This is a genomic window from Streptomyces sp. NPDC041796 (genome assembly GCF_055590785.1).
Window position 1 is genome coordinate 154,408 of record NZ_JBVJAH010000015.1, and the last position, 23,425, is coordinate 177,832.

A 23,425-nucleotide genomic window follows, 5' to 3' on the forward strand; every position below is an offset into this window, starting at 1 on the left:
GTTTCGTTCGGGAGGGTGCTGTGGAGGACTGGGCGGTACGGGCCGAGGGCCTGGAGAAGCGGTACGGGGAGAAGCGGGCGCTGGACGGGTTCGACCTCGCGGTGCGCCCCGGCACGGTCCACGGGCTCCTCGGCCCCAACGGGGCGGGCAAGACGACAGCCGTCCGTGTGCTGGCCACGCTGCGACGCTTCGACGGCGGTCGCGCCGAGGTCGCCGGGGTCGACGTGGCGCGCGACCCCCGCCGCGTCCGCTCCCTGATCGGGCTCACCGGTCAGTACGCCGCCGTGGACGAGATCCTCACGGGCCGGCAGAACCTGGAGATGTTCGGCCGGCTGTTCCACCTCGGCGGGCGCGGGGCCCGCTCCCGCGCCGCCGAGCTGCTGGAGCGGTTCGGGCTGACCGAGGCGGCGGACAAGGGCGTCGAGGAGTACAGCGGCGGCATGCGCCGCCGCCTGGACCTGGCCGCCTCCATGATCCTGGCGCCCCGCGTGCTGTTCCTGGACGAGCCGACCACCGGTCTCGACCCGCGTGGCCGCGGCGAGGTCTGGGACGCGGTACGGGCCCTCGTCGCGGGCGGCACCACCGTCCTGCTGACGACCCAGTACCTGGAGGAGGCCGACAGGCTCGCCTCGCGCATCACCGTCATCGACCGGGGCCGTGCCATCGCCGACGACACCCCCGAGGCGCTGAAGAACCGCGTCGGGGGCGACCGGATCGAGGTCGTCGCCGTCGATCCGGCCGACCTGCCGCGGGTGGCCGGCACCGTGGCACGGGTCTGCAAGGGCGAGCCGCGCGTCGACCGGGCCGAGCGCCGCGTCCACGCGCCCGTCGCCGACCGGGTCATGGCGCTCACCGAGGTCGCCCGGTCCCTCCAGGACGAGGGCGTCCAGGTCGAGGACATCGGGCTGCGCAGGCCGAGCCTCGACGACGTGTTCCTGCGCCTGACCGGTCACGTGACCGAGGAGGACAAGAAAGAGGTGGCCGTATGAGCAGCACCCTTCAGCCCGTCACCGGGCGCGGAAGCGCCTACTGGGCGACCGCCGACTGCTGGAACCTGGTGCGCCGCACGCTGACGATCTACCGGCGCAAGCCCGTCTACATCGCCTGGCAGCTCGGCTTCCCGATCCTGTCGGTCCTGCTGTACGGGTACGTCTTCGGCGGTGCGATGAAGCCGCCCGGCGGCGGCGGGGCGGCGGACTACCGGGACTTCCTGATGCCCGGCATGTTCGTGATGACGATGGCGTTCGGGTTCATCAACACCGCGACGGCCGTGGTCACCGACGCGAACAAGGGCGTCACCGACCGGTTCCGCTCCATGCCCATGGCGCCCTCCGCGGTGGTGGCCGGACGGGGCTTCACCGACGCGATCGTGGCGTCCGCCGAGCTGACCATCCTCGCGACGACGGCGTTCGTGACGGGCTGGCGCTCGGACGGCGGGTTCCTCGGCACCGTGGCGGCCTTCGCGCTGCTGCTCCTGCTGCGCTACTGCCTGACCTGGGTCGGTATCTGGCTCGGGCTGCTGGTCCCGAACCCCGAGGCGGCCGGTGGCCTGTTCGTGGTCGCCTTCCCGCTCACCATGGTCTCCAGCGTCTTCGTCCAGCCGGAGACGATGCCCGGCTGGCTGGGCACCATCGCCGCCTGGAACCCGATCTCCTCCACGGCGGTGGCGACCCGCGAGCTGTTCGGCAACCCGGGGGCGGGGGGCGGGAGCTGGATCGAGCAGCACGCGGTGCTGATGGCGGTGGCGTGGCCGCTGGTGATCACCGCGGTGTTCCTGCCCCTCGCGGTACGGCGCTTCCAGCGCCTGAGCCGGTAGCGGTGCGGCGGAGGGCGGGCCCGCGGAGGGGGCGCGGGCCCGCCCGGTCAGCAGGAAGGGCCTACTTGGGGCACTCCTTCCAGGCCAGCCGGTAGACCGTCTTGATGTCGCCGTCCGTGGAGTCCATGGCGATGAAGCTGTTGGTCTTCGTCGGGTCCGAGGTGCCCGCGCTCACCCGCAGCTCCGTGTTGATGTTGAAGTTCCGCTTCACGCCGCAGGGCGCCCAGACCAGTTGGCCCCAGTCGGTCTGGTCGGTCGCCTGCCAGTTGTTGTCGTAGGGGCCCTTGAAGGGGTGGCTCTTCTGGGCCGTGTCGGGTGAGCCCTGGAAGTAGTACGACGCCTTCTGCATGGCGTTGGCGCCGGGCTCCAGCTTGGCGTAGCCGCGGTAGTCGACGCCGGCGACGGCGTAGGTGAAGCCGCCCGGGACGTGGACGATCAGGTTGAGCTGGCAGTTCTTGCGGAAGTCGGTCGGCTGCGCGCCCACGCCCACCTGGGCGAGGTAGTCGCTGTACGTCACGGTGAAGGCGGTGTTGTCCGGGGCCACGGCGACGGCGGCCGTGCCCTGGGGGCAGCCCGATCCGTTGACGGTCGCCACCTCGATCACGATCTTGTCGGGCGGGGCGACGATGCCCGCCGAGGCGGGGGACGGGGTGAGGACGATCGCCGCGAGGGCCGTGGTGGCGGCCGTGCCGGCGAGCATGGCTCGGGATCTTCTGGACATGGGGCTCCGATCGGTTGCCGGTCGAAGTGGGGGGTCCAACCGTGAATGGCGGGAGCATGTCAAGCGCCCGGCGATGGTGCTGCCGGAGTGCTTGGGATGGTAGAGACCTCCGACGGCCCCCGATAGGGCGGTAATCGGCCGCGTACGGAACGGCGCCCCCCGGACACCTCGGGCGGACGCCCGCGAACGCCGAGGGCCCCGACCCACCGGGGTCGGGGCCCTCACAGGCGTACGGGACCTACAGCATCTCGATCACGTAGTCGACGCACGCCGTCAACGCCTCGACGTCCGACGGCTCGATCGCCGGGAACATCGCGATCCGGAGCTGGTTGCGGCCCAGCTTGCGGTACGGCTCGGTGTCGACGATGCCGTTGGCGCGCAGCACCTTGGCGACCGCCGCCGCGTCGATCTCGTCCGAGAAGTCGATCGTGCCGATCACCTGCGAACGCTTCGCCGGGTCGGAGACGAACGGCGTGGCGTACTTGGACTCCTCCGCCCAGCCGTACAGCGTGCGCGCCGAGGTCGCGGTGCGGCGCACCGACCAGTCGAGACCGCCCTGGCCGTTGATCCACTTGAGCTGCTCGTTGAGCAGGAACAGCGTGGACAGCGCCGGGGTGTTGTACGTCTGGTTCTTCAGCGAGTTGTCGATCGCCGTCGGCAGGGAGAAGAACTCCGGGATGTGCCGGCCGGAGGCGTGGACACGGGCCGCCCGCTCCAGCGCCGCCGGGGAGAACACGCCGATCCACAGGCCGCCCTCGGAGGCGAACGACTTCTGCGGGGCGAAGTAGTAGACGTCCGACTCGGTGATGTCGACCGGCAGGCCGCCCGCGCCGGAGGTCGCGTCCACGAGCACCAGCGCGCCCTCGTCGGCACCCTCGACACGCTTGACGGGAGCGGCGACACCGGTGGACGTCTCGTTGTGCGTGAACGCGTACACGTCGACGCCCGCCTCGGCCGCCGGCTCCGGGTGCGTACCCGGTTCGGAGGAGATCACGGTCGGCTCGGCCAGCCACGGGGCCAGCTTCGACGCCTTCGCGAACTTGGAGGAGAACTCGCCGAAGGTCAGGTGCTGCGACTTGGTCTCGATCAGCCCGTGGGTCGCGATGTCCCAGAAGGCGGTGGAGCCGCCGTTGCCGAGGATCACCTCGTAGCCCTCGGGCAGCGAGAACAGGTCGCGCACGCCCGCGCGGACCTCGCCGACCAGGTTCTTGACCGGGGCCTGGCGGTGCGACGTACCGAGGAGAGAGGTGCCGGTGGCGGCCAGGGCGTCCAGCGCCTCCGTACGCACCTTGGAGGGGCCCGCGCCGAAACGGCCGTCGGCGGGCTTGATGTCGGTGGGAATCTGGATCTCAGCCACGCACCGGAGCCTAGTCCCTGACGGACACGGCGCACGGCCGTGTCCGTCCGGTGAGACGAGGAAATGAGACGTCAGCCGAGCCGGACGGGCAGCTCGAAGAGATCGTTCTGGGTGACGACCGGCTTGTTGCGCAGTTCGGAAGCGGGCACCGCGAGCGTCAGGTCCGGGAAGCGCGCGTACAGGGCGGGCAGGGCCACACCCGCCTCCAGACGGGACAGCGCGGCGCCGGGGCAGACGTGCGGCCCGTGGCCGAAGGAGATGTGCCGGTTGGGCGAGCGCGTGACGTCGAAGACACCGGCGCTCGGCCCGTGCTGCTCCTCGTCGCGGCCGATCGCCCCGTACGACACGATCAGCGCGTCACCCGCGGGGAGGACCCGGTCGCCGACCCGGACGTCCTCGGTCGCGAACCGGATCAGGACGTGGGATGTGGGGGTGGAGAAGCGGAGCGTCTCCTCGACCACCGCGTCCCAGCCCACCTCACCGGAACGGACGAGGGCGAGCTGCCCGGGGTGGCGGGCGAGGTTGACGACCGCGTTGACGATCAGCGAGATCGTCGTCTCGTGGCCCGCCGCCACCATCAGCTGGAGGGTGGAGACGATCTCCTCGTCCGTGAGGTGGTCGCCGTTCTCCGAGGCGGCGATCAGCGCGCTCGTCAGGTCGTCGCCGGGCTCGGCGCGGCGGGCGGCCACCACTTTCGCCATCATCCCCGCCAGCTCGCCGAGCGTCGCCACGACCTCCTCCGGCGGTGTCTGGGTGGAGAAGAACTTGTCGAACAGCACCTTCAGCCGCGGATGGTCCGCCGGGTCGATGCCCATCAGGTCGCTGATCACGTACATGGGCAGCGGGTAGGCGAAGGCGGCCTTCAGGTCGACGACCGCGCCCCGTTCGTGCGCGGCCAGGCCGTCCAGCAGCCCGTCCGTCAGCTCGGTGATCCGGCCCCGCATCAGCTCCACCCGGCGAGGAGTGAGCGCCTGCGCCACCAGCGCCCGCATCCTCCGGTGGTCCTCGCCGTCCACGGTCAGCATGGAGCGGCCGGGGTTGGCCAGGCCGATCAGCGGCCAGTCCGGCGGTATCTCACCGCGCTGCCAGGCCCCCCACACGGTGATGTCCTTCACCAGCCGCTTGTCGGTGAGCAGCGCCCGCGCCTCCGCGTGACGCGTCACCGCCCACACCGGCACCCCGCCCGGCAGGACGACCCGGGCGAGCGGCCCGGCCGCGCGCAGCGCCGCGCTCTCGCCGTCGAGATCGGTGACGAACGGGTCGAGGGCGATGGGTTCCTCTACGGGGATCACGGGGTGCCTCCGAGGGCGGGGGTCGGGGTGAAGGTCACGGGCAGGTCGGTCATGCCGCGCAGCCAGGGCGACGGGCGCCGCGTCAGGGAGCCGGCCGGTACCGTCAGCTCCAGGTCGGGCAGCCGGTCCAGCAGCACCTCGATCCCGGTACGGGCGATGACCTCGGCGATCTCCTGGGCGGGGAACGGACAGCGGTGCTCGCCGTGTCCGAAGGAGAAGTGGGCGCTGTTGCCGCCGGTGAGGGCGGAGTTGTCGATGTGGACCTGCGGGTCGGCGTTGGCGGCGGCCAGGCCCAGCAGGAGCAGGTCGCCGGCCCTGATGTGCCGCCCGCCCAGATGCGTGTCGCGCGACGCCCACCGCCCGGCCACGTTCTGCGTCGGGGTGTCGGCCCACAGCACCTCGTTCATCGCCTCGGCGACGCTGTGCCGGCCGCCGGAGAGGGAGGCGGCGAACCGGTCGTCGGTCAGCATCAGGCGCAGCGAGTTGCCGATCCAGTCGGCCGTCGGCTGGTGCCCGGCCGCCATCATGACCATCAGGTCCTGCGCCATCTCCTCGACCGTGAACCCCGACGGGTCGGCCAGCATGCGGGAGGCGACGTCCTCGCCCGGCTCGGCCCGCTTGGCGGCCAGCAGGCCGAATATCGCCTCGGCCAGGTGCCGTTGGCCGTCCAGCGCCCGCTCGCGGCCGTCGATCATGTCGTTGAGCGCGGTGACCAGCCCGGGGCCCTGCTCGTCGGGCACGCCGTAGATCTTCACCAGGACGCGGACCGGCAGCAGCATGGCGTACTGGGCGATCAGCTCCGCCTCGCCCTTCCCGCAGAACGTGTCGACGAGCCCGTCCGCGTACTCCTCGGCGTACCGGCGCAGGGCGAACGGGTCGACCGATTCGAGGGCGGTCGCGATCATCCCGGCGCGCAGGCGGTGACGCTCGCCGACCGTGTAGAGGATGGACGGCTGCTTGCGGCCGATCATCGGCAGGAGGGGCCAGTCGTCGGGGATGCGCTCCCACTGGTTCCACAGGTCGGAGTCGCGGCTGAACAGCACCGGGTCGCCGGTCACCTGGTGCAGCTCGCGGTAGTCGAGGACCAGCCAGGCCGGGACGTCCCCGTCGAGCAGCACCGGGGCGACGGCTCCGTGCTCGCGCCTCATCTCCCGGTACAGCCGGGCGGGTTCGGTCTGGAACCGGGTCCCGGACAGGGGCACGGGGGCGGTCATGTTCTGGTCTCCTCGGCGGACAGGGTCTTGAGGTGCTCGACGAGCGTGATCAGTACGTACTTGCTGGACGAGCGGTCGCGGGCGTCGCACTCGACCAGCGGCACGTGGCCGGCCAGGTCGAGCGCCTCGCGGATCTCCTGCTCGGTGTGGGCCGGGCCGCCGAAGTCGTTGCAGGCGACGATGAACGGCATGCCGTGGTGCTCCAGGCGGTCGATGGCGTACCAGGAGTCGGCGAGGCGGCGGGTGTCGACGAGGACGACCGCGCCGAGGGTGCCGGAGAAGAGGCGGTCCCACAGGAACCAGAAGCGTTCCTGGCCGGGGGCGCCGAACAGGTACAGGACGTTGTGCGCGTCGAGCGTGATGCGGCCGAAGTCGAAGGCGACGGTGGTGGACGTCTTGGTGTGGATCCGGGAGACGTCGTCGACGGCCTCGCCCGCGCGGGTCATGGTCTCCTCGGTGTTGAGGGGACGGATCTCGCTGACCGAGCGCACGAGGGTGGTCTTGCCGACACCGAAACCGCCGACGATCACGATCTTGAGACCGTTGTCGGCGGTGCTGGTGAGCGGTGTCCGTTCAGAGGTTGCGGAGTCCAACGAGCACCTGCTCCAGGAGGTCGGGGTCGGGGATGCTGCGCGCCGAGGCACGCGGGTGGCGGGCGCTGATCCGGCCCGTGGCGAGCAGGTCGGAGAGCAGGATGCGGGTGATGCCGACCGGCAGGGCCAGTTCGGCCGCCACCTCGACGACCGCGGTGGGGCGCCGGCACATCCGGAGGATCGCGACGTGCTCGGACTGCATGCCGGGCACCGGATCCGACTCGGCCACCACCAGGGTCACCAGGTCGAACGGCGCGTCCGGGCCGGAGCGGGTGCGGCCACCGGTGAGGGTGTACAGCCGGTCCGGGGACTCGTCCCTGTGGCTCCCCGGGCTCACGGTGTACGGGGCTCGGCGTGCAGGTGCTCGCCGAGCTGCTCGACGAGCTCGCTCATGTTGTGCCCGACCAGGCCGACGTCGGAGTCCTCGGCGGCGACGACCGCGAGGTGGGCGCCCTCCCCGGCCTCGACGATGAGCAGGACACCGCCGTAGAACTCGGCCATCGCGGACCGTACGCCGCCGGTGCCGTCGCCGAACTCCATCGACGCCCCCTGCGACAGGCTCTGGATGCCCGCGGCTATCGCGGCGAGCTGGTCGGCCTGGTCGACGGACAGCTCCGGCGTACGGCACAGCTTGAGGCCGTCCCGGGACAGCACGAGCGCGTGGCGGGCTCCGGGCGTGCGCTGGAGGAGGTTCTCCAGCAGCCAGTTGAGCTTCTCGTCGGTGGTGGTGCCGGTGGTCATCGGGGGGTGCCTTCCGTGGTGGTGCGTACCGCTTGGCGGAAGCTGCTGAAGCGAGCCGCCGACCGGGTCCGCGAGGCGGGGTCGGTGGGCTCGGCGGGGGTGGTGGGGGTGCCTTCGGGGTGGGCGGCGGCGAGGGTCCGGCCCCGGCGGCGCCTGGGGAGGCCGCCGGGGGTGGACGTCTCGGCGGTGCCGGGGGTCTCGGGGTTCGCGGGGGGCGGGGCGGGGGAGGCGGGGTGCTCGTGCACCGCCTCGGGCTCGCGGGCTCTGTGGGGCTCGGGTGCGGGCAGGGCGGGCACGGTCGGGGATTCCGGCCGGGTACGGGTGATCAGCTCCGGCGGGATCATCATCAGCGCGCCGGTGCCGCCGCGGGCGGAGGGGCGGAAGGACACGGTCAGGCCGTGCTTGCGGGCCAGCCTGCCGACCACGGCGAGGCCGAGGCGGGTGCCGGACAGGCCGGTGAGGTCGGTCCGTTCGGCGGTGACGGCCCGCTCCGCGCGGCGTAGCTGGACGTCGCTCATGACGAGGCCGCTGTCCTCGACGGTGACGACGAGCCCGGCGGGGACCTCCTCGACGTACACATGGACCTCGGCGGTGGGCGGCGAGAAGTTGGCGGCGTTGTCGAGGAGTTCGGCCAGGGCGTGCATGACGCCCTCGGCGGCGTGACCGGCGATCGCGGCGTCGCTGGTGGTGTGGAGCCGTACGCGCTGATAGCCGCCGATGCGGCCCATGGCGCCGCGCAGGATGGACTCCATCACGATCGGCTTCGCCCAGCGGCGGCCCGAGCGGGCGCCGGTGAGGACGGCGATGGAGTCGGCGAGCCGGCCGGCCTGGGCGGTGCGGTGGTCGAGGTGGAGGAGGTCGGTGAGCACGTCCTCGTCGGTGTGCCGGTGCTCCATCTCGCGGAGGTCGGCGAGCATGCTCGTGGCCAGGGCCTGCATGCGTCCCGCCGCGTTGGCGCAGGCGGCCACGGCGGCGGCGCGGTTGGTCTCGCTGCGCGCGGCCTCGGCCCGGGCGCGTTCGGCTTCGGCGCGGGCTTCGGCGGTGGCGCGTTCGGCCCTGGCCTGGGCGTCCGCGACGGCGCGTTCGGCTTCGGCGCGTGTCTCCGTGACGGCGCGGTCGGCCTCCGCGTGGGCTTCGGCCACGGCGCGGTCGGCCTCCGCCCGCGTGCGGGCGGTCTCCGCGCGGGCCTCGGCGACCGTGCGGGCGGTGTCCGCGGCACGGCGCGCGCTCTCGGTGGTGAGCGCGGCGGCCTGGGCGCGCAGCCGGCGGGCGGTGTCCAAGGCGTACGCGGCGGTGGTGACCGCGGCGGTCAGCAGGACGGCGGCCACGGCCGAGCCCCACGCCAGCGGGACCCGCACGGAGCCGGGGGCGACGGCCACGGCCCCCGCGCACAGGAGGCCGGTGACGGCCGCCGAGATCAGCAGGGTCGGCGCGACCGGCCGGAGGGAGGGGCGCAAATCGTCAGTCCTCTGGGCGTGGGGGGCGTCTGGAGCCGTCAATTCCCGAACAATTCCCGGTCACTATAAGAGAATTGACGATCACTTTGGGAAGCCCTTGTGTGCTTTCTTACGTAGGCATCGGCGCGGGGCGGGACGTCGACGTGCCCGCCGGGGGCATCCTGGCCGCATGGGTGATCAGCTACGGGAGACGGCGTCCGTCGCGCGGGCGCTCCGGGACGGCGTCCGCGGCGACGTGGACTTCGGGGCGGCGGCCAGGGCGCTGCACACCATGGACGCCTCCAACTACCGGCGCGTCCCCGTCGGGGTCGTGGCCCCGCGCGACGCGGCCGACGTGGCCGCCGCGCTGGGCGTGTGCCGCGAGCACGGTGTGCCGGTCGTACCGCGCGGGGCGGGGACCTCCATCGCCGGGCAGGCCACGGGCGCCGGTGTCGTGCTGGACTTCACCCGGTACATGCGGGACATCGTCTCGGTCGACCCCGAGGCGCGGACGGCTGTCGTCCAGCCCGGCGTGGTCCTGGACCGGCTGCGCGGCGCGGCGGGCGCGTACGGGCTGACCTTCGGCCCCGACCCGTCCACGCACAGCCGCTGCACCCTCGGCGGCATGATCGGCAACAACGCGTGCGGGGCGCACTCGGTGGCATGGGGGACCACCGCCGACAACGTCGACCGGCTCTCGGTCGTGACGTACGGCGGCAGTGAACTGCGCCTCGGACGCGGCGGGGAAGGCGCGCCGGACGGCCTCGCCCGGCTGGTCCACGACCACCTGGCGGCGATCCGCACCGGCTTCCCGCCGGGCCTCCCGCGCCGTATCTCCGGCTACGCCCTGGACGCCCTCCTCCCCGAGCGGGGCACCGACCTCGCCCGTGCCTTCTGCGGCAGCGAGGGCACCCTGGCGGTCCTGACCGAGGCGACGGTACGGCTCGTCGAGTCGCCGCCCGCCCGTGCGCTCGCCGTCCTCGGGTACGCCGACGAGAGCGCCGCCGCCGAGGCGGCACCCAGCCTCCTGCCGTACGGCCCGCTCACCGTCGAGGGCATGGCCGAGGACCTGGTCCGCGACCCGGCCGCCCGTTCCGCCCTGCCCCGGGGCGGCGCCTGGCTCTTCGCCGAGACCGGGGGCGCGACGCCCGGGGAGGCGGCTGCCCGCGCGGCCCGGCTCGTGCGCGTCGCCGACGCGCTGGACGGCACCGTCGTCACCGACCCGGCCGCCCGGCGCGCCCTGTGGCGGGTGCGCGAGGACGCCGCCGGTACCGCCACCCGGACAGCCGGGGGCGCCGAGGCGTGGCCCGGCTGGGAGGACTGCGCCGTACCGCCCGCCCGCCTCGGCGCGTACCTCCGCGACTTCCGCGCCCTGCTCGCCGCACACGGGCTGCACGGCACGCCCTACGGCCACTTCGGCGACGGCTGCATCCACGTCCGTATCGACTTCGACCTCGTCACGGACGACGGCGTACGGCGCTTCCGGCGGTTCTCCGAGGACGTCGCCAGCCTCGTGGTCGCCCACGGCGGCTCGCTCTCCGGCGAGCACGGTGACGGGCAGGCGCGCGCCGAGCTGCTGCCGCGGATGTACGGGGAGGAACTGGTCGCCCTCTTCGGCCGGTTCAAGGACCTGTGGGACCCGGCCGGCGGTATGAACCCGGGCATGCTCGCCCGGCCCGCCCGCCTCGACGAGAACCTCCGCTTCGCCGTCCTCCCGCGCGAGCGCGTGGAGGTCGCGTTCGGCTACCCGCACGACAACGGGGACTTCGCCACCGCCGTACGGCGCTGCGTCGGCGTCGCCAAGTGCCGGGTGGACGGGCCGAACCAGGGGCCCGGCGTGATGTGCCCGTCCTTCCGGGCGACCGGCGAGGAACAGCACTCCACGCGCGGGCGCGCCCGGCTGCTGCACGAGATACTCGCCGGCGAGGTGGTGACCGAGGGGTGGCGGTCGGCGGAGGTCCGGGACGCGCTGGACCTGTGCCTGTCGTGCAAGGGCTGCCGCAGCGACTGCCCGGTCGGGGTCGACATGGCGACGTACAAGGCGGAGTTCCTGCACCACCATTACGCGGGGCGGCCGCGTCCGGCCGCCCACTACACGATGGGCCGCCTGCCGCAGTGGCTGCGCCTCGCTGCCCCCTTCGCCCGGGCCCTCAACGCCGCCGCACGGGTGCGCCCGCTCGCGGCCCTGGCCAAGCGGGCGGCCGGCATCGCGCCGGAGCGGGACATCCCGGAGCTCGCCCCCGAGACCTTCCGCGCCTGGTTCGCCCGCCGGGGCACCGGGGCGGGTGACCTGCTCCTGTGGCCCGACACGTTCACCGACCACCTGAGCCCGTCCGTGGGCCGCGCGGCCGTCACCGTCCTGGAGGCGGCGGGACTGAGCCCGGTCCTGCCGCCCGGCCGGGTGTGCTGCGGCCTCACGTACGTCTCCACCGGCCAGCTCGACCACGCCCGTACCGTCATGCGCCGCACCCTGGACACCCTGGAGCCCATCCTGGGCACGCCCGTCGTCGTCCTGGAACCGAGCTGCGCTGCCGCCCTGCGCACCGACCTGCCCGAACTGCTCGGCGACGACCCGCGCGCGCGTCGCCTGGCCGACTCCGTACGCACCTTCACCCAGGCCCTGGCGGAGCACGCTCCCAACTGGCGGCCCCCGCGCCTGGACCGCCCGGTCACCGGCCAGACCCACTGCCACCAGCACGCCGTCCTCGGCGACACGCCCGACCGCCTCCTGCGCGCCCGCGCGGGTCTCACCGGCGACCTCGCCGGCGGCTGCTGCGGCCTGGCCGGCAACTTCGGCTTCGAGCGCGGCCACCAGGAGGTCTCGGCCGCCTGCGCCGAGGACCAGCTCCTGCCCGCCGTCCGCTCGGCTCCCCGCGGCGCGGAGGTCCTCGCGGACGGTTTCTCCTGCCGCACCCAGTTGGCCCAGCTGGCGGGGGTGCGGGCCAGGCACCTTGCGGAGGTACTGGCGGAGGGGCTGGAGGCCTGACGGCGGCGCTTACGGTGGAAGGGTGGGTTCCGCTCCGGTGGTGCAGTATGTTGGACCGGAAGTGCAATAGAAGCTACCTGTCCGAAGAGAAAGTCGTGAGGGCCCCGGTGTGAACGACGCCGCCCGTACGGATACCGCCGCCCGTACCGCAGACGCCTCCTCCGTCGTGCTGCCCGAGGCCGCCGCCGCCCACCCCCCGCGGGGCGCCAGGCGCCGCGGCACGCTCGGACCGGTCGCGCTCGTGGTGGCCGGCGGGCTGTCCGTGCAGTTCGGGTCGGCCGTCGCCGTGCTGCTCATGCCGCGCGCCGGGGCGCTCGGCGTGGTCACCCTGCGGCTGATCCTCGCCGCCGTGGTGCTGCTGGCGGTGTGCCGGCCGAGGGTGCGCGGGTACGGCCGGGCGGACTGGGGGACGGTCCTCGCGTTCGGCGCCGCCATGGCGGGCATGAACGTCCTCTTCTACCAGGCCGCCGACCGCATTCCGCTGGGCGCCGCCGTCACCCTGGAGGTGCTCGGGCCGCTCGTCCTGTCGGTGATCGCCTCGCGGAGGCCGGCCAGCCTCGTGTGGGCCGGGCTCGCGCTGGGCGGCGTGGTGCTGCTGAGCGGCGGTGGATTCGACCGGCTGGACCCGGTCGGCGCGGTGTTCGCGCTGGCGGCGGGTGTGATGTGGGCGGCGTACATCGTCTTCAGCGCCCGTACCGGGCGGCGGTTCCCGCAGGCCGACGGGCTGGCGCTCGCGATGGCGTTCGGCGCGGTGCTGACCCTGCCGCTGGGCATCGCGGACGCCGGGTCGAAGCTGCTGGTGCCGTCGACGATCGGGCTCGGCCTCGCCGTGGCGCTGCTGTCGTCGGTGCTCCCGTACACCCTCGAACTGCTCGCGCTGCGCCGCCTGCCCGCCCCCACCTTCGCGATCCTGATGAGCCTGGAGCCCGCGATCGCGGCGACGGCCGGGTTCCTCGTACTGCATCAAGCCCTCTCCCTCACCGACGCGTTGGCGATCGCGCTGGTCATCGCGGCCAGCATGGGGGCGGTGCGCTCGCAGGTGGCCGGAAAGCCAACAAACTAAAGCAAGCATGCTTGCTTGTTTCTCGGGGCGCTGCCATGCTCCGGGGCACGCACTGCCGTGTCCCGGAGGGAGCGCCCCGTGTCCGATGCCCTGCTGGATGATCTGCGCGACGAGAGCGAGGAGCTCGACCGGCTGGTCGCGGGCCTGAAACCGGACGGCTGGACCACCCCCACCCCCGCACCCCGCTGGACCGTCGCCCACCAGATCGCCCACCTGGCCTGGACCGACGCCGCCGCCCTCCTCGCCGTCACGGACGCGGACGGGTTCACCACCCACGTCGAAGAGGCGCTCAAGGCCCCCGACACCTTCGTCGACGCCGGGGCGGAGGCGGGCGCCGCCGTGCCGCCCCACGAGCTCCTCACCCGCTGGAGGGACGGCCGGGCACGGCTCCTGACCGCCCTGCGCACCGCTCCCGCCGGGGCCCGGTTCCCCTGGTACGGGCCGCCCATGAGCGCCGCGTCCATGGCGACGGCCCGCCTGATGGAGACCTGGGCGCACGGCCAGGACGTCGCCGACGCCCTCGGGGCCGACCGCCCCCCGACCGCCCGCCTCCGGCACGTCGCCTGGATCGGTGTCCGCGCCCGGGACTACGCGTACGCGGTACGAGGACTCCAGCCGCCCGCGGAGCCCTTCCGCGTGGAGCTGACCGCACCCGACGGAAGCCTCTGGACGTACGGCCCGGAAGACGCCCCCCAGCGGATCACCGGCCCCGCCCTCGACTTCTGCCTCCTCGTGACCCAGCGGGCCCACCGCGACGACGTGGCGGTACGAGCGGAGGGCGCCGACGCCGGCCAGTGGCTCGACATCGCGCAGGCCTTCGCCGGACCGGCGGGGCCCGGCCGCGCGCCCCGGGCGGCGGCGTGAAGCGGCCGCTGCGGATCGGCAACGCCTCCGGCTTCTACGGCGACCGCTTCGACGCCGTGCGCGAGATGCTCACCGGCGGCGAACTGGACGTCCTGACCGGCGACTACCTCGCCGAGCTGACCATGCTGATCCTGGGCCGCGACAGGCTGAAGGACCCCGGGCTCGGATACGCCAAGACGTTCCTGCGCCAGATGGAGGAGGGCCTCGGGCTCGCCCACGAACGCGGCGTGCGGATCGTGGCCAACGCCGGCGGCCTCAACCCGGCCGGCCTCGCCGACGCGCTGCGCGCCCTCGCGCGGCGCCTCGGGCTGCCGCGGGTGCGTGTCGCCCATGTCGAGGGCGACCAGCTACCGGTGCCGGAAGGGGTGCTGACGGCCAACGCGTACCTCGGCGGCGGTGGCATCACGGCGTGCCTGCGCGGCGGGGCCGACGTGGTGGTGACCGGGCGGGTCACGGACGCGGCGCTGGTCAGCGGGCCGGCGGCGTGGTGGTTCGGGTGGGGGCCGCAGGAGTACGACCGGCTGGCGGGCGCGGTGGTCGCCGGGCACGTCCTGGAGTGCGGCACTCAGGCGACGGGCGGCAACTACGCGTTCTTCACCCGCCACGACGTACGCCGCCCCGGCTTCCCGCTCGCCGAGCTGCACGAGGACGGCTCCGCCGTGATCACCAAGCACAGCGGGACGGGCGGAGTCGTCGACCTCGGCACGGTCACCGCACAACTGCTGTACGAAACGGGGGGCGCCCGGTACCCGGGGCCGGACGTGACCGCGCGCCTCGACACCGTGGCGCTGGAGGCGGACGGCCCGGACCGGGTGCGGATCTCCGGCGTACGGGGCGAGGCACCGCCCCCCACGCTGAAGGCCGGCCTGAACCGGCTCGGCGGCTGGCGCAACGAGGTCGTGTTCGTGCTGACGGGACTCGACACCGAGGCCAAGGCGCGGCTGGTGCGCCGGCAGTTGGAGGACGCCCTCACGGTGAAGCCCGCCGAGGTGCGGTGGGAGCTGGCCCGCACCGACCGGCCGGACGCGGACACCGAGGAGACCGCCAGCGCCCTGCTCCGGCTGGTCGTCCGGGACGCCGACCCCGACGTGGTGGGCCGGGCCGTGAGCGGCGCGGCCGTCGAGCTGGCCCTGGCGAGCTACCCGGGCTTCCACGTCACGGCCCCGCCCGGAAAGGGCGCGCCCTACGGCGTGTTCGAGGCGGTGTACGTCGACCCCGGCACCGTCACGCACACCGCCGTACTCCCGGGCGGTGAGCGCCTGGTGGTCCCGGCACCGGTGCGCACCCGCCCCCTGGACCCCGTCCCGCAACCGCCCCTCCCCGCCCCCCTCCCGGACGGTCCGGTCCGGCGCGCCCCGCTCGGGCTGGTCGCCGGGGCGAGGAGCGGCGACAAGGGAGGCGACGCCAACATCGGGGTGTGGGCGCCCACGGACGAGGCGTGGCGCTGGCTCGCCCACACCCTGACCGTGAACCGGCTGCGCGCGCTGCTCCCCGAGACGGACGGCCTGCCCGTGACACGGCACGTCCTGCCGAACCTGCGCGCGCTCAACTTCACCGTCACCGGGCTCCTCGGCGAGGGCGTCGCAGCCCAGGCCCGGTTCGACCCCCAGGCCAAGGCGCTGGGCGAATGGCTGCGCGCCCGCCACCTCGACATACCGGAGGCCCTGCTGTGACCGTCCTCCCCACCGCCCTCGACACGAGCGGGCCCGAGTACACCGCCCACCGCGAGGCCATGCTCGGCAAGCTCGCCGAACTGGAGACCGAGCACGCCAAGGCCCTCGCCGGCGGCGGCGAGAAGTACGTCGAGCGGCACCGGAAGCGCGGCAAGCTCCTCGCCCGTGAACGGATCGAGCTGCTCCTCGACCCCGACTCCCCGTTCCTCGAACTGTCCCCGCTCGCCGCCTGGGGCAGCGACTACCCGGTCGGCGCGTCGATCGTCACCGGTATCGGGGTCGTCGAGGGCGTCGAGTGCCTGATCACCGCCAACGACCCGACCGTACGCGGAGGCGCGTCCAACCCCTGGACGCTGAAGAAGGCACTGCGCGCCAACGAGATCGCGCAGGCCAACCGGCTGCCCTGCATCAGCCTCGTGGAGTCCGGCGGCGCCGACCTGCCCTCCCAGAAGGAGATCTTCATCCCCGGCGGGGCACTGTTCCGTGACCTCACCCGCCTGTCCGCCGCCGGGATCCCCACCATCGCCGTCGTGTTCGGCAACTCGACGGCGGGGGGCGCCTACGTGCCCGGCATGTCCGACCACACCGTGATGGTCAAAGAGCGGTCGAAGGTCTTCCTCGGCGGCCCGCCACTGGTCAAGATGGCCACCGGCGAGGAGAGCGACGACGAGTCCCTCGGCGGCGCCGAGATGCACGCGCGCGTGTCGGGGCTCGCGGACCACTACGCCGTCGACGAGGCCGACGCGATCCGCCAGGCCCGCCGGATCGTCGCGCGGCTCAACCACCGCAAGGCGCACCCCGATCCGGGCCCGGCCGAACCCCCGAAGTACGACGCGGAGGAGCTGCTCGGCATCGTGCCCGGCGACCTGAAGATCCCCTTCGACCCGCGGGAGGTGATCGCCCGGATCGTCGACGGCTCCGACTTCGACGAGTTCAAGCCGCTGTACGGGCCCTCGCTCACCACGGGGTGGGCGTCCCTGCACGGCTATCCGGTCGGGATCCTCGCCAACGCCCAGGGGGTGTTGTTCTCCGCCGAGTCGCAGAAGGCCGCCCAGTTCATCCAGTTGGCGAACCAGCGGGACATCCCGCTCCTCTTCCTGCACAACACCACCGGCTACATGGTCGGCAAGGAGTACGAGCAGGGCGGGATCATCAAGCACGGCGCGATGATGATCAACGCGGTGAGCAACTCGAAGGTCCCGCACCTGTCGGTCCTCATGGGCGCGTCGTACGGCGCCGGGCACTACGGCATGTGCGGGCGGGCCTACGACCCCCGGTTCCTGTTCGCCTGGCCCAGCGCAAAGTCCGCCGTCATGGGCCCGCAGCAGCTCGCCGGCGTCCTGTCGATCGTCGCCCGCGCCTCCGCGGCGGCCAAGGGCCGGCCCTACGACGACGAGGGCGACGCGGCGCTGCGCTCCATGGTGGAGCAGCAGATCGACTCCGAGTCCCTGCCGATGTTCCTGTCGGGACGGCTGTACGACGACGGCGTCATCGACCCGCGCGACACCCGCACCGTCCTCGGCCTGTGCCTGTCGGCGATCCACACCGCCCCGGTCGAAGGCGCGCGAGGCGGCTTCGGCGTCTTCCGGATGTGAGGACCACTCCATGATCTCTTCTGTCCTTGTCGCCAACCGGGCCGAGATCGCCTGCCGCGTCTTCCGCACGTGCCGCTCGCTCGGCATCGACACGGTGGCCGTCCACTCCGACGCGGACGCGGGCGCCCTGCACGTACGGGAGGCCGACGCGGCGGTACGGCTGCCGGGGGCGGCGCCCTCCGACACCTACCTGCGCGGCGACCTGATCGTGAAGGCCGCGCGGGCGGCGGGCGCCGACGCGGTACACCCGGGGTACGGGTTCCTGTCGGAGAACGCCGACTTCGCGCGGGCCGTCATCGACGCGGGTCTGACGTGGATCGGCCCACCGCCGAAGGCCATCGAGACGATGGCGTCCAAGACGCGGGCCAAGGAACTGATGGCGGCGGCCGGCGTCCCGCTCCTGGCGCCCGTCGACCCGGCGAAGGCCACGGACGAGGACCTCCCGCTCCTGCTCAAGGCGGCGGCGGGCGGCGGCGGCCGGGGCATGCGGGTCGTACGGGACCTGGCCGCGCTGCCCGGCGAGCTGGCGGCGGCGACCGCCGAGGCGCGCTCGGCGTTCGGGGACGGCGAGGTGTTCGCGGAGCCGTACGTCGAGCGGGGCCGCCACGTCGAGGTGCAGGTGCTCGCCGACGGGCACGGCACGGTGTGGGCGCTCGGCACCCGGGACTGCTCGCTTCAGCGGCGGCACCAGAAGGTCATCGAGGAGGCCCCGGCGCCGGGCCTGGGCCCCGCCCTGCGCGAGACCCTCCACGCCTCGGCGGTGGCCGCCGCGCGGGCGGTGGGCTACATCGGCGCGGGCACCGTCGAGTTCCTGGTCGCGGGCGACCGGGCGTACTTCCTGGAGATGAACACCCGGCTCCAGGTCGAACACCCCGTCACGGAAGCCGTCTTCGGCCTCGACCTGGTCGCCCACCAGCTCCGGATCGCCGACGGCGCCGCGCTGCCGCCCGAACCGCCCGCGCCGTCCGGCCACGCCGTGGAGGCCCGCCTGTACGCGGAGGACCCGGCCCGGGACTGGGCGCCCCAGACGGGTGCCCTGCACACGCTGGACGTCCCGCGGGGCGAGGGGCTGCGGGTCGACGCCGGGTACGCCGGGGGTGACACGATCGGCGTCCACTACGACGCCATGCTCGCCAAGGTGATCGCCCACGCGCCCACCCGGGCGGAGGCCGTCCGCCGGCTCGCCCACGCCCTCGTGCGCGCCCGGGTGCACGGGCCCGTCACCAACCGGGACCTGCTCGCCCGGTCGCTGCGGCACCCGGACTTCGTGGCCGGGCGGCTCGACACCGGGTTCTACGAGCGGAACCTCGCCGCGCTCACCGCACCCGGGCCCGGCGAGGAGTACGCGGCCGTCGCCGCCGCCCTCGCCGTCGCGTCCCGCCGCTCCGGGCGGTTCGGCGCCTTCCGCAACGTACCGTCGCAGCCGCAGACCGCCCGGTACGGCGACCACGAGGTGCGCTACCGGCCCACCCGGAACGGGGGGTTCACCGTCGAGTCCCACCCGCACGCGCGCGTGGTGGCCGTTTCGCCCGAGTGCGTGAGCCTCGACGTGGACGGCGTCGTACGGCGCTTCGAGGTGGCCGCGTACGGCGACGGCGTCGTCCACGCGGGCGGCCACCGGCTGGCCGCCCACCCCCGGTTCACCGACCCGGCCGAGCGCACCGCGCCCGGCTCGCTGCTCGCGCCCATGCCCGGCACCGTCGTCCGGGTCGCCGACGTGGCGGTCGGCGCCCATGTCGAGGCGGGGCAGCCGCTCGTCTGGCTGGAGGCCATGAAGATGGAGCACCGGATCACCGCTCCCGCCTCCGGCACGCTCACCGCGCTCCACGCCGCCCCCGGCCACCAGGTCGAGGTCGGTGCCCTGCTCGCCGTCGTACAGGAAGTACACGAAGCACAGGAGGCAGAGAAGTGACCGGAGTCATCGAGACCGCAGAGCACCAGGCCCTCCGCGCCGCCGTGGCCGCACTCGGCCGCCGCCACGGGCGGGAACACGAGCGCGAGGCCCTGTGGGCCGAGGCCGGCAAGCTCGGCTACCTCGGGGTCAACCTGCCGGAGGAGTACGGCGGCGGGGGCGGCGGCATGGCCGAGCTGTCCATCGTCCTCGAAGAACTGGGCGCGGCCGGGTGCCCCCTCCTCATGATGGTCGTGTCACCCGCCATCTGCGGCACCGTCATCGCCCGCTTCGGCACCGAGGAGCAGAAGTCCCACTGGCTGCCGGGGCTCGCCGACGGCACCCGGACCATGGCGTTCGGCATCACCGAGCCCGACGCGGGGTCCAACTCCCACCGGATCACCACCACCGCCCGCCGCGACGGGGACGACTGGCTGCTGACCGGCCGGAAGGTCTTCATATCCGGTGTCGACATCGCCGACGCCACCCTCGTCGTCGGCCGCACCGAGGACGCCCGCACCGGGAAGCTCAAGCCCTGCCTCTTCGTCGTCCCCCGCGACGCCCCCGGCTTCGGGCGGCGGCGGATCGACATGGAACTGCACGCCCACGAGAAGCAGTTCGAGCTGACCCTCGACGACGTGCGCCTCCCCGCCGACGCGCTGGTGGGGGAGGAGGACGCCGGACTGCTCCAGCTCTTCGCCGGGCTGAACCCGGAGCGGATCATGACCGCCGCGTTCGCCCTCGGCATGGGCCGGTACGCGCTGACCAAGGCCGTCGAGTACGCCCGGGAGCGCCAGGTCTGGAAGGCCCCCATCGGCGCCCACCAGGCCGTCGCCCATCCCCTCGCCCAGGCCCACATCGAGCTGGAGCTGGCCCGGCTGATGATGCAGAAGGCCGCCCACCTCTACGACGCGGGCGACGACATCGGGGCGGGCGAGGCCGCCAACATGGCCAAGTACGCCGCCGCCGAGGCGTGCGTGAGGGCCGTCGACCAGTCCGTGCACACCCTCGGAGGCAACGGCCTCACCCGCGAGTTCGGGCTCGCCTCGCTCATCACCGCGTCCCGAGTGGCACGCATCGCTCCGGTCAGCCGGGAAATGATTCTGAACTACGTGTCCCACCAAACGCTCGGACTGCCCAAGTCGTACTGAGCACGCCCGTGCCCGGTACCGCCGTACCGACAGGAGCCGTGATGGTGTTCCACAGCGAGTACGCGGACGTCCCGACCGTCTCCCTCCCCATCCACGACGCGGTACTGGCCCGTTCGGCCGCCGCGTACGCCGACGAGCCCGCCCTCGTCGACGGGACGGGCGACCTGACCCTCACGTACGGCCGGCTCGACACCTACCACCGCCGGGTCGCCGCCGCGCTCGCCGAGGCGGGGCTGCGCAAGGGTGACGTCCTCGCCCTGCACAGCCCCAACACGGTCGCCTACCCGGTGGTGTTCTACGGGGCGACGCGTGCCGGAGCGGCCGTCACCACCGTCCACCCGCTGGCCACCCCGGAGGAGTTCGCCAAGCAACTGCGCGACTCCTCCGCCCGCTGGATCGTCACCGTCTCCCCGCTCCTCGGCACCGCGCGGCGGGCCGCCGAACTGGCGGGCGGCGTGGCCGAGATCTTCGTGTGCGACGAGGCCGAGGGGCACCGCTCGATCCTCGACATGCTCGGCTCCAGCGCGCCCGAACCGTCCGTGGACATCGACCCGGACGAGGACCTCGCCGCCCTGCCGTACTCGTCGGGCACCACCGGCGTCCCCAAGGGCGTCATGCTCACCCACCGCTCCATCGCCACCAACCTGGCGCAGCTCGAGCCGACGATCCCCATGGGCCCGGGTGACCGCATTCTGGCCATTCTGCCCTTTTTCCACATATACGGGCTTACCGCTCTGATGAACGCCCCCCTCCGCCAGGGTGCCACCGTCGTCGTCCTGCCCCGCTTCGAGCTCGACCAGTACCTGTCGGCGATCGAGAAGCACCGCATCAACGCCCTGTACGTCGCCCCGCCGATCGTCCTCGCACTCGCCAAGCACCCGTCGGTCGAGCGGTACGACCTGTCCTGTCTGGAGTACGTCGTCAGCGCCGCCGCCCCGCTGGACGCCCGCCTCGCCGAGGCCTGTTCCGCCCGCCTCGGCCTGCCACCGGTGCGGCAGGCGTACGGGATGACGGAACTGTCACCCGGCACGCACGTCGTCCCCCTGGACGCGGCCGACCCGCCGCCCGGCACCGTGGGCAAGCTGCTGCCCAACACCGAGATGCGCCTCCTGTCCCTCGACGACCCCGGCAAGGACGCCGCCCCCGGCGAGGAGGGCGAGATCGCGATCCGGGGCCCGCAGGTCATGAAGGGCTACCTGGGCCGCCCGGACGCGACCGCCGCGATGATCGACGCCGACGGCTGGGTGCACACCGGGGACGTCGGACGCGTCGACGAGGACGGGTGGCTGTTCGTCGTCGACCGGGTCAAGGAACTGATCAAGTACAAGGGCTTCCAGGTCGCCCCGGCCGAACTGGAGGCACTGCTGCTCAGCCACGAGGCCGTCGCGGACGCGGCGGTGATCGGCGTGTACGACGAGGACGGCAACGAGGTCCCCAAGGCGTACGTCGTCCGGCAGCCGGGCGCCGACGACCTGACCGGCGACGACATCATCGCCTTCGTGGCGGGGAAGGTCGCCCCGTACAAGAAGATCCGGCGCGTCGAGTTCATCGGGGGCGTGCCGAGGGCGGCGTCGGGAAAGATCCTCCGGCGCGAACTGAGGGAGCGGGAAGGCGCATGACGAGTCTCGTCACCACCGCGCACAAGCGGGGCATCACCACCCTGACGCTGGATTCTCCGGACAACCGCAACGCCCTGTCGGCGCGGCTCGTCGGCGAGCTGGCCGAGGCGCTGGACGGCTGCGGCAAGGACCCCGCGGTACGGGCGGTGGTGCTCACGCACACCGGGTCCACGTTCAGCGCGGGCGCCGATCTGAAGGCTCCGCCCAGCCCGTACACGTTCGTGGCGCTGCTGCGGGCGATCGTGGAACTGCCCAAGCCGGTGGTGGCCCGGGTGGACGGCCATGTGAGGGCCGGGGGACTGGGCATCGTCGGGGCGTGCGACATCGTGGCGGCGGGGACGGGCTCGGACTTCGCTCTCACGGAGGTGCGGATCGGGGTGGCGCCGTCGGTGATCTCGCTGTCCCTGCTGCCGCGCCTCGACCCGAGGGCCGCCGCCCGCTACTACCTCACCGGTGAGCGGTTCGGCGCGGCGGAGGCGGCGCGGATCGGGCTGGTGACGGTCGTCGGGGACGAGGTGGACGGCGCTCTCGCCCCCGTGCTGGACGGGCTGCGCCGCGCGTCACCGCAGGGGCTGGCGGAGGCCAAGAGGCTGGTCACGGCTAGGGTGCTGGAGATGTTCGAGCGCGACGCGGAGGACTTCGTACAGCGCTCGGCCTCGCTCTTCGCCTCGGCGGAGGCACGCGAGGGGATGACGGCCTTCCTCGAACGACGGGACCCTGTATGGGTGGTGTGACGACTGCCGCGAAGGAGCCGAAGCAGGACCGCAGCCGGGCGACCCGGCAGCGGCTCCTGGCCGCGGCCGTGGCGTGTCTGGCGGAACACGGCTGGGCGGGGTCCACCGTCTCCGTCGTCGCCGAGCGGGCCGGTGTCTCGCGGGGCGCGGCGCAGCACCACTTCCCTACGCGGGAGGACCTGTTCACGGCGGCGGTCGAGTACGTCGCCGAGGAACGCTCCCAGGCGCTGCGCGCCCTGCCAGGCCAGGACCGCGCGGCGGTCGTCGCCGCCCTGGTCGGCCTCTACACCGGCCCGCTGTTCCGGGCCGCCCTGCACCTGTGGGTGGCCGCCTCGGACGAGGAGCAACTGCGCCCCCGGGTGACCGAGCTGGAGGCGCGCGTCGGCCGCGAGACGCACCGCATCGCGGTCGAGCTGCTCGGCGCGGACGAGTCCCGGCCCGGCGTCCGCGAAACGGTGCAGGGCCTCCTCGACATGGCGCGCGGCCTCGGCCTCGCCAACCTCCTCACGGACGACACCGCGCGCCGTGAGCGGGTGGTGGCCCAGTGGGCGGCGCTGCTCGACGAGGCGCTGGGCTGACCCGCGGTACGGGGGGGGGGGGGGGGGGGGGGGGGGGGGGGGGGGGGGGGGGGGGGGGGGGGGGGGGGGGGGGGGGGGGGGGGGGGGGGGGGGGGGGGGGG

General features: G+C 73.6%; 20 protein-coding genes. 12 read left to right on the forward strand and 8 right to left on the reverse strand.

Features of this window, described 5'->3' with window-relative positions:
• Positions 1-20: 20 nt before the first annotated feature.
• Entirely contained in the window at positions 21-989 is a 969-nt protein-coding gene (locus ACZ6C1_RS27960; protein ID WP_469244367.1) for an ATP-binding cassette domain-containing protein, read from the forward strand.
• On the forward strand, positions 986-1,816 hold the full coding sequence (locus ACZ6C1_RS27965) for an ABC transporter permease (RefSeq protein ID WP_469244369.1): 831 nt from the start codon (positions 986-988) through the stop codon (positions 1,814-1,816). The genes ACZ6C1_RS27960 and ACZ6C1_RS27965 overlap by 4 nt, the downstream gene beginning before the upstream one ends.
• 61 nt (positions 1,817-1,877) lie before the next feature.
• Here ACZ6C1_RS27965 and ACZ6C1_RS27970 read toward each other — a convergent pair whose 3' ends face one another.
• The 8 genes from ACZ6C1_RS27970 to ACZ6C1_RS28005 all read right to left on the reverse strand — a co-directional run bounded on the left by ACZ6C1_RS27970 (position 1,878) and on the right by ACZ6C1_RS28005 (position 9,191).
• Positions 1,878-2,516 (reverse strand): DUF4360 domain-containing protein, encoded by a 639-nt coding sequence (locus ACZ6C1_RS27970; RefSeq protein WP_469244371.1) that lies wholly within the window; start codon positions 2,514-2,516, stop codon positions 1,878-1,880.
• A gap of 259 nt (positions 2,517-2,775) precedes the next feature.
• Complete coding sequence (gene serC / locus ACZ6C1_RS27975) at positions 2,776-3,894, reverse strand: phosphoserine transaminase (protein WP_469244373.1); 1,119 nt, start codon at positions 3,892-3,894, stop codon at positions 2,776-2,778.
• Positions 3,895-3,965: 71 nt separating this feature from the next.
• Positions 3,966-5,186 carry a cytochrome P450 family protein gene (locus ACZ6C1_RS27980; protein WP_469244375.1) on the reverse strand — a complete coding sequence of 407 codons (1,221 nt, stop codon included), beginning with the start codon at positions 5,184-5,186 and terminating at the stop codon, positions 3,966-3,968.
• Positions 5,183-6,400 carry a cytochrome P450 gene (locus ACZ6C1_RS27985; RefSeq protein WP_469244378.1) on the reverse strand — a complete coding sequence of 406 codons (1,218 nt, stop codon included), beginning with the start codon at positions 6,398-6,400 and terminating at the stop codon, positions 5,183-5,185. The genes ACZ6C1_RS27980 and ACZ6C1_RS27985 overlap by 4 nt, the downstream gene beginning before the upstream one ends.
• Positions 6,397-6,993, reverse strand: a complete 597-nt coding sequence (locus ACZ6C1_RS27990; protein WP_469244380.1) for a GTP-binding protein — start codon at positions 6,991-6,993, stop codon at positions 6,397-6,399. The genes ACZ6C1_RS27985 and ACZ6C1_RS27990 overlap by 4 nt, the downstream gene beginning before the upstream one ends.
• On the reverse strand, positions 6,974-7,330 hold the full coding sequence (locus ACZ6C1_RS27995; RefSeq protein WP_469244382.1) for a DUF742 domain-containing protein: 357 nt from the start codon (positions 7,328-7,330) through the stop codon (positions 6,974-6,976). The genes ACZ6C1_RS27990 and ACZ6C1_RS27995 overlap by 20 nt, the downstream gene beginning before the upstream one ends.
• Positions 7,327-7,734, reverse strand: coding sequence for a roadblock/LC7 domain-containing protein (locus tag ACZ6C1_RS28000; protein WP_469244384.1), 408 nt, complete (start codon positions 7,732-7,734; stop codon positions 7,327-7,329). The genes ACZ6C1_RS27995 and ACZ6C1_RS28000 overlap by 4 nt, the downstream gene beginning before the upstream one ends.
• The gene (locus ACZ6C1_RS28005) at positions 7,731-9,191 is read right to left on the reverse strand and encodes a sensor histidine kinase (protein ID WP_469244386.1); all 1,461 of its coding nucleotides are present in this window, start codon (positions 9,189-9,191) and stop codon (positions 7,731-7,733) included. The genes ACZ6C1_RS28000 and ACZ6C1_RS28005 overlap by 4 nt, the downstream gene beginning before the upstream one ends.
• 169 nt (positions 9,192-9,360) lie before the next feature.
• Between ACZ6C1_RS28005 and ACZ6C1_RS28010 the strand changes: the two genes are divergently transcribed.
• The 10 genes from ACZ6C1_RS28010 (at position 9,361) to ACZ6C1_RS28055 (ending at position 23,324) form a co-directional block, all read left to right on the forward strand.
• A complete protein-coding gene (locus ACZ6C1_RS28010) occupies positions 9,361-12,156 on the forward strand; it encodes an FAD-binding and (Fe-S)-binding domain-containing protein (RefSeq protein WP_469244388.1) in 2,796 nt (931 codons plus the stop codon).
• A 109-nt stretch (positions 12,157-12,265) separates the two neighbouring features.
• Positions 12,266-13,219 carry an EamA family transporter gene (locus ACZ6C1_RS28015; RefSeq protein WP_469244390.1) on the forward strand — a complete coding sequence of 318 codons (954 nt, stop codon included), beginning with the start codon at positions 12,266-12,268 and terminating at the stop codon, positions 13,217-13,219.
• A gap of 78 nt (positions 13,220-13,297) precedes the next feature.
• Positions 13,298-14,083 carry a TIGR03084 family metal-binding protein gene (locus tag ACZ6C1_RS28020; RefSeq protein ID WP_469244392.1) on the forward strand — a complete coding sequence of 262 codons (786 nt, stop codon included), beginning with the start codon at positions 13,298-13,300 and terminating at the stop codon, positions 14,081-14,083.
• Positions 14,080-15,756 carry an acyclic terpene utilization AtuA family protein gene (locus ACZ6C1_RS28025; protein WP_469244394.1) on the forward strand — a complete coding sequence of 559 codons (1,677 nt, stop codon included), beginning with the start codon at positions 14,080-14,082 and terminating at the stop codon, positions 15,754-15,756. The genes ACZ6C1_RS28020 and ACZ6C1_RS28025 overlap by 4 nt, the downstream gene beginning before the upstream one ends.
• On the forward strand, positions 15,753-17,351 hold the full coding sequence (locus ACZ6C1_RS28030; RefSeq protein WP_469244396.1) for an acyl-CoA carboxylase subunit beta: 1,599 nt from the start codon (positions 15,753-15,755) through the stop codon (positions 17,349-17,351). Before ACZ6C1_RS28025 ends, ACZ6C1_RS28030 begins: the two co-directional genes overlap by 4 nt.
• A 10-nt stretch (positions 17,352-17,361) precedes the next feature.
• On the forward strand, positions 17,362-19,263 hold the full coding sequence (locus tag ACZ6C1_RS28035) for an acetyl/propionyl/methylcrotonyl-CoA carboxylase subunit alpha (RefSeq protein ID WP_469244397.1): 1,902 nt from the start codon (positions 17,362-17,364) through the stop codon (positions 19,261-19,263).
• Entirely contained in the window at positions 19,260-20,393 is a 1,134-nt protein-coding gene (locus ACZ6C1_RS28040; protein ID WP_469244399.1) for an acyl-CoA dehydrogenase family protein, read from the forward strand. The genes ACZ6C1_RS28035 and ACZ6C1_RS28040 overlap by 4 nt, the downstream gene beginning before the upstream one ends.
• A 41-nt stretch (positions 20,394-20,434) precedes the next feature.
• On the forward strand, positions 20,435-22,012 hold the full coding sequence (locus tag ACZ6C1_RS28045; protein ID WP_469244401.1) for a 4-coumarate--CoA ligase family protein: 1,578 nt from the start codon (positions 20,435-20,437) through the stop codon (positions 22,010-22,012).
• The gene (locus ACZ6C1_RS28050; RefSeq protein WP_469244403.1) at positions 22,009-22,746 is read left to right on the forward strand and encodes an enoyl-CoA hydratase family protein; all 738 of its coding nucleotides are present in this window, start codon (positions 22,009-22,011) and stop codon (positions 22,744-22,746) included. The genes ACZ6C1_RS28045 and ACZ6C1_RS28050 overlap by 4 nt, the downstream gene beginning before the upstream one ends.
• Positions 22,734-23,324: a TetR/AcrR family transcriptional regulator gene (locus ACZ6C1_RS28055; protein ID WP_064067455.1), complete on the forward strand. Its 591-nt coding sequence runs from the start codon at positions 22,734-22,736 to the stop codon at positions 23,322-23,324. Before ACZ6C1_RS28050 ends, ACZ6C1_RS28055 begins: the two co-directional genes overlap by 13 nt.
• Positions 23,325-23,425 lie beyond the last annotated feature (101 nt).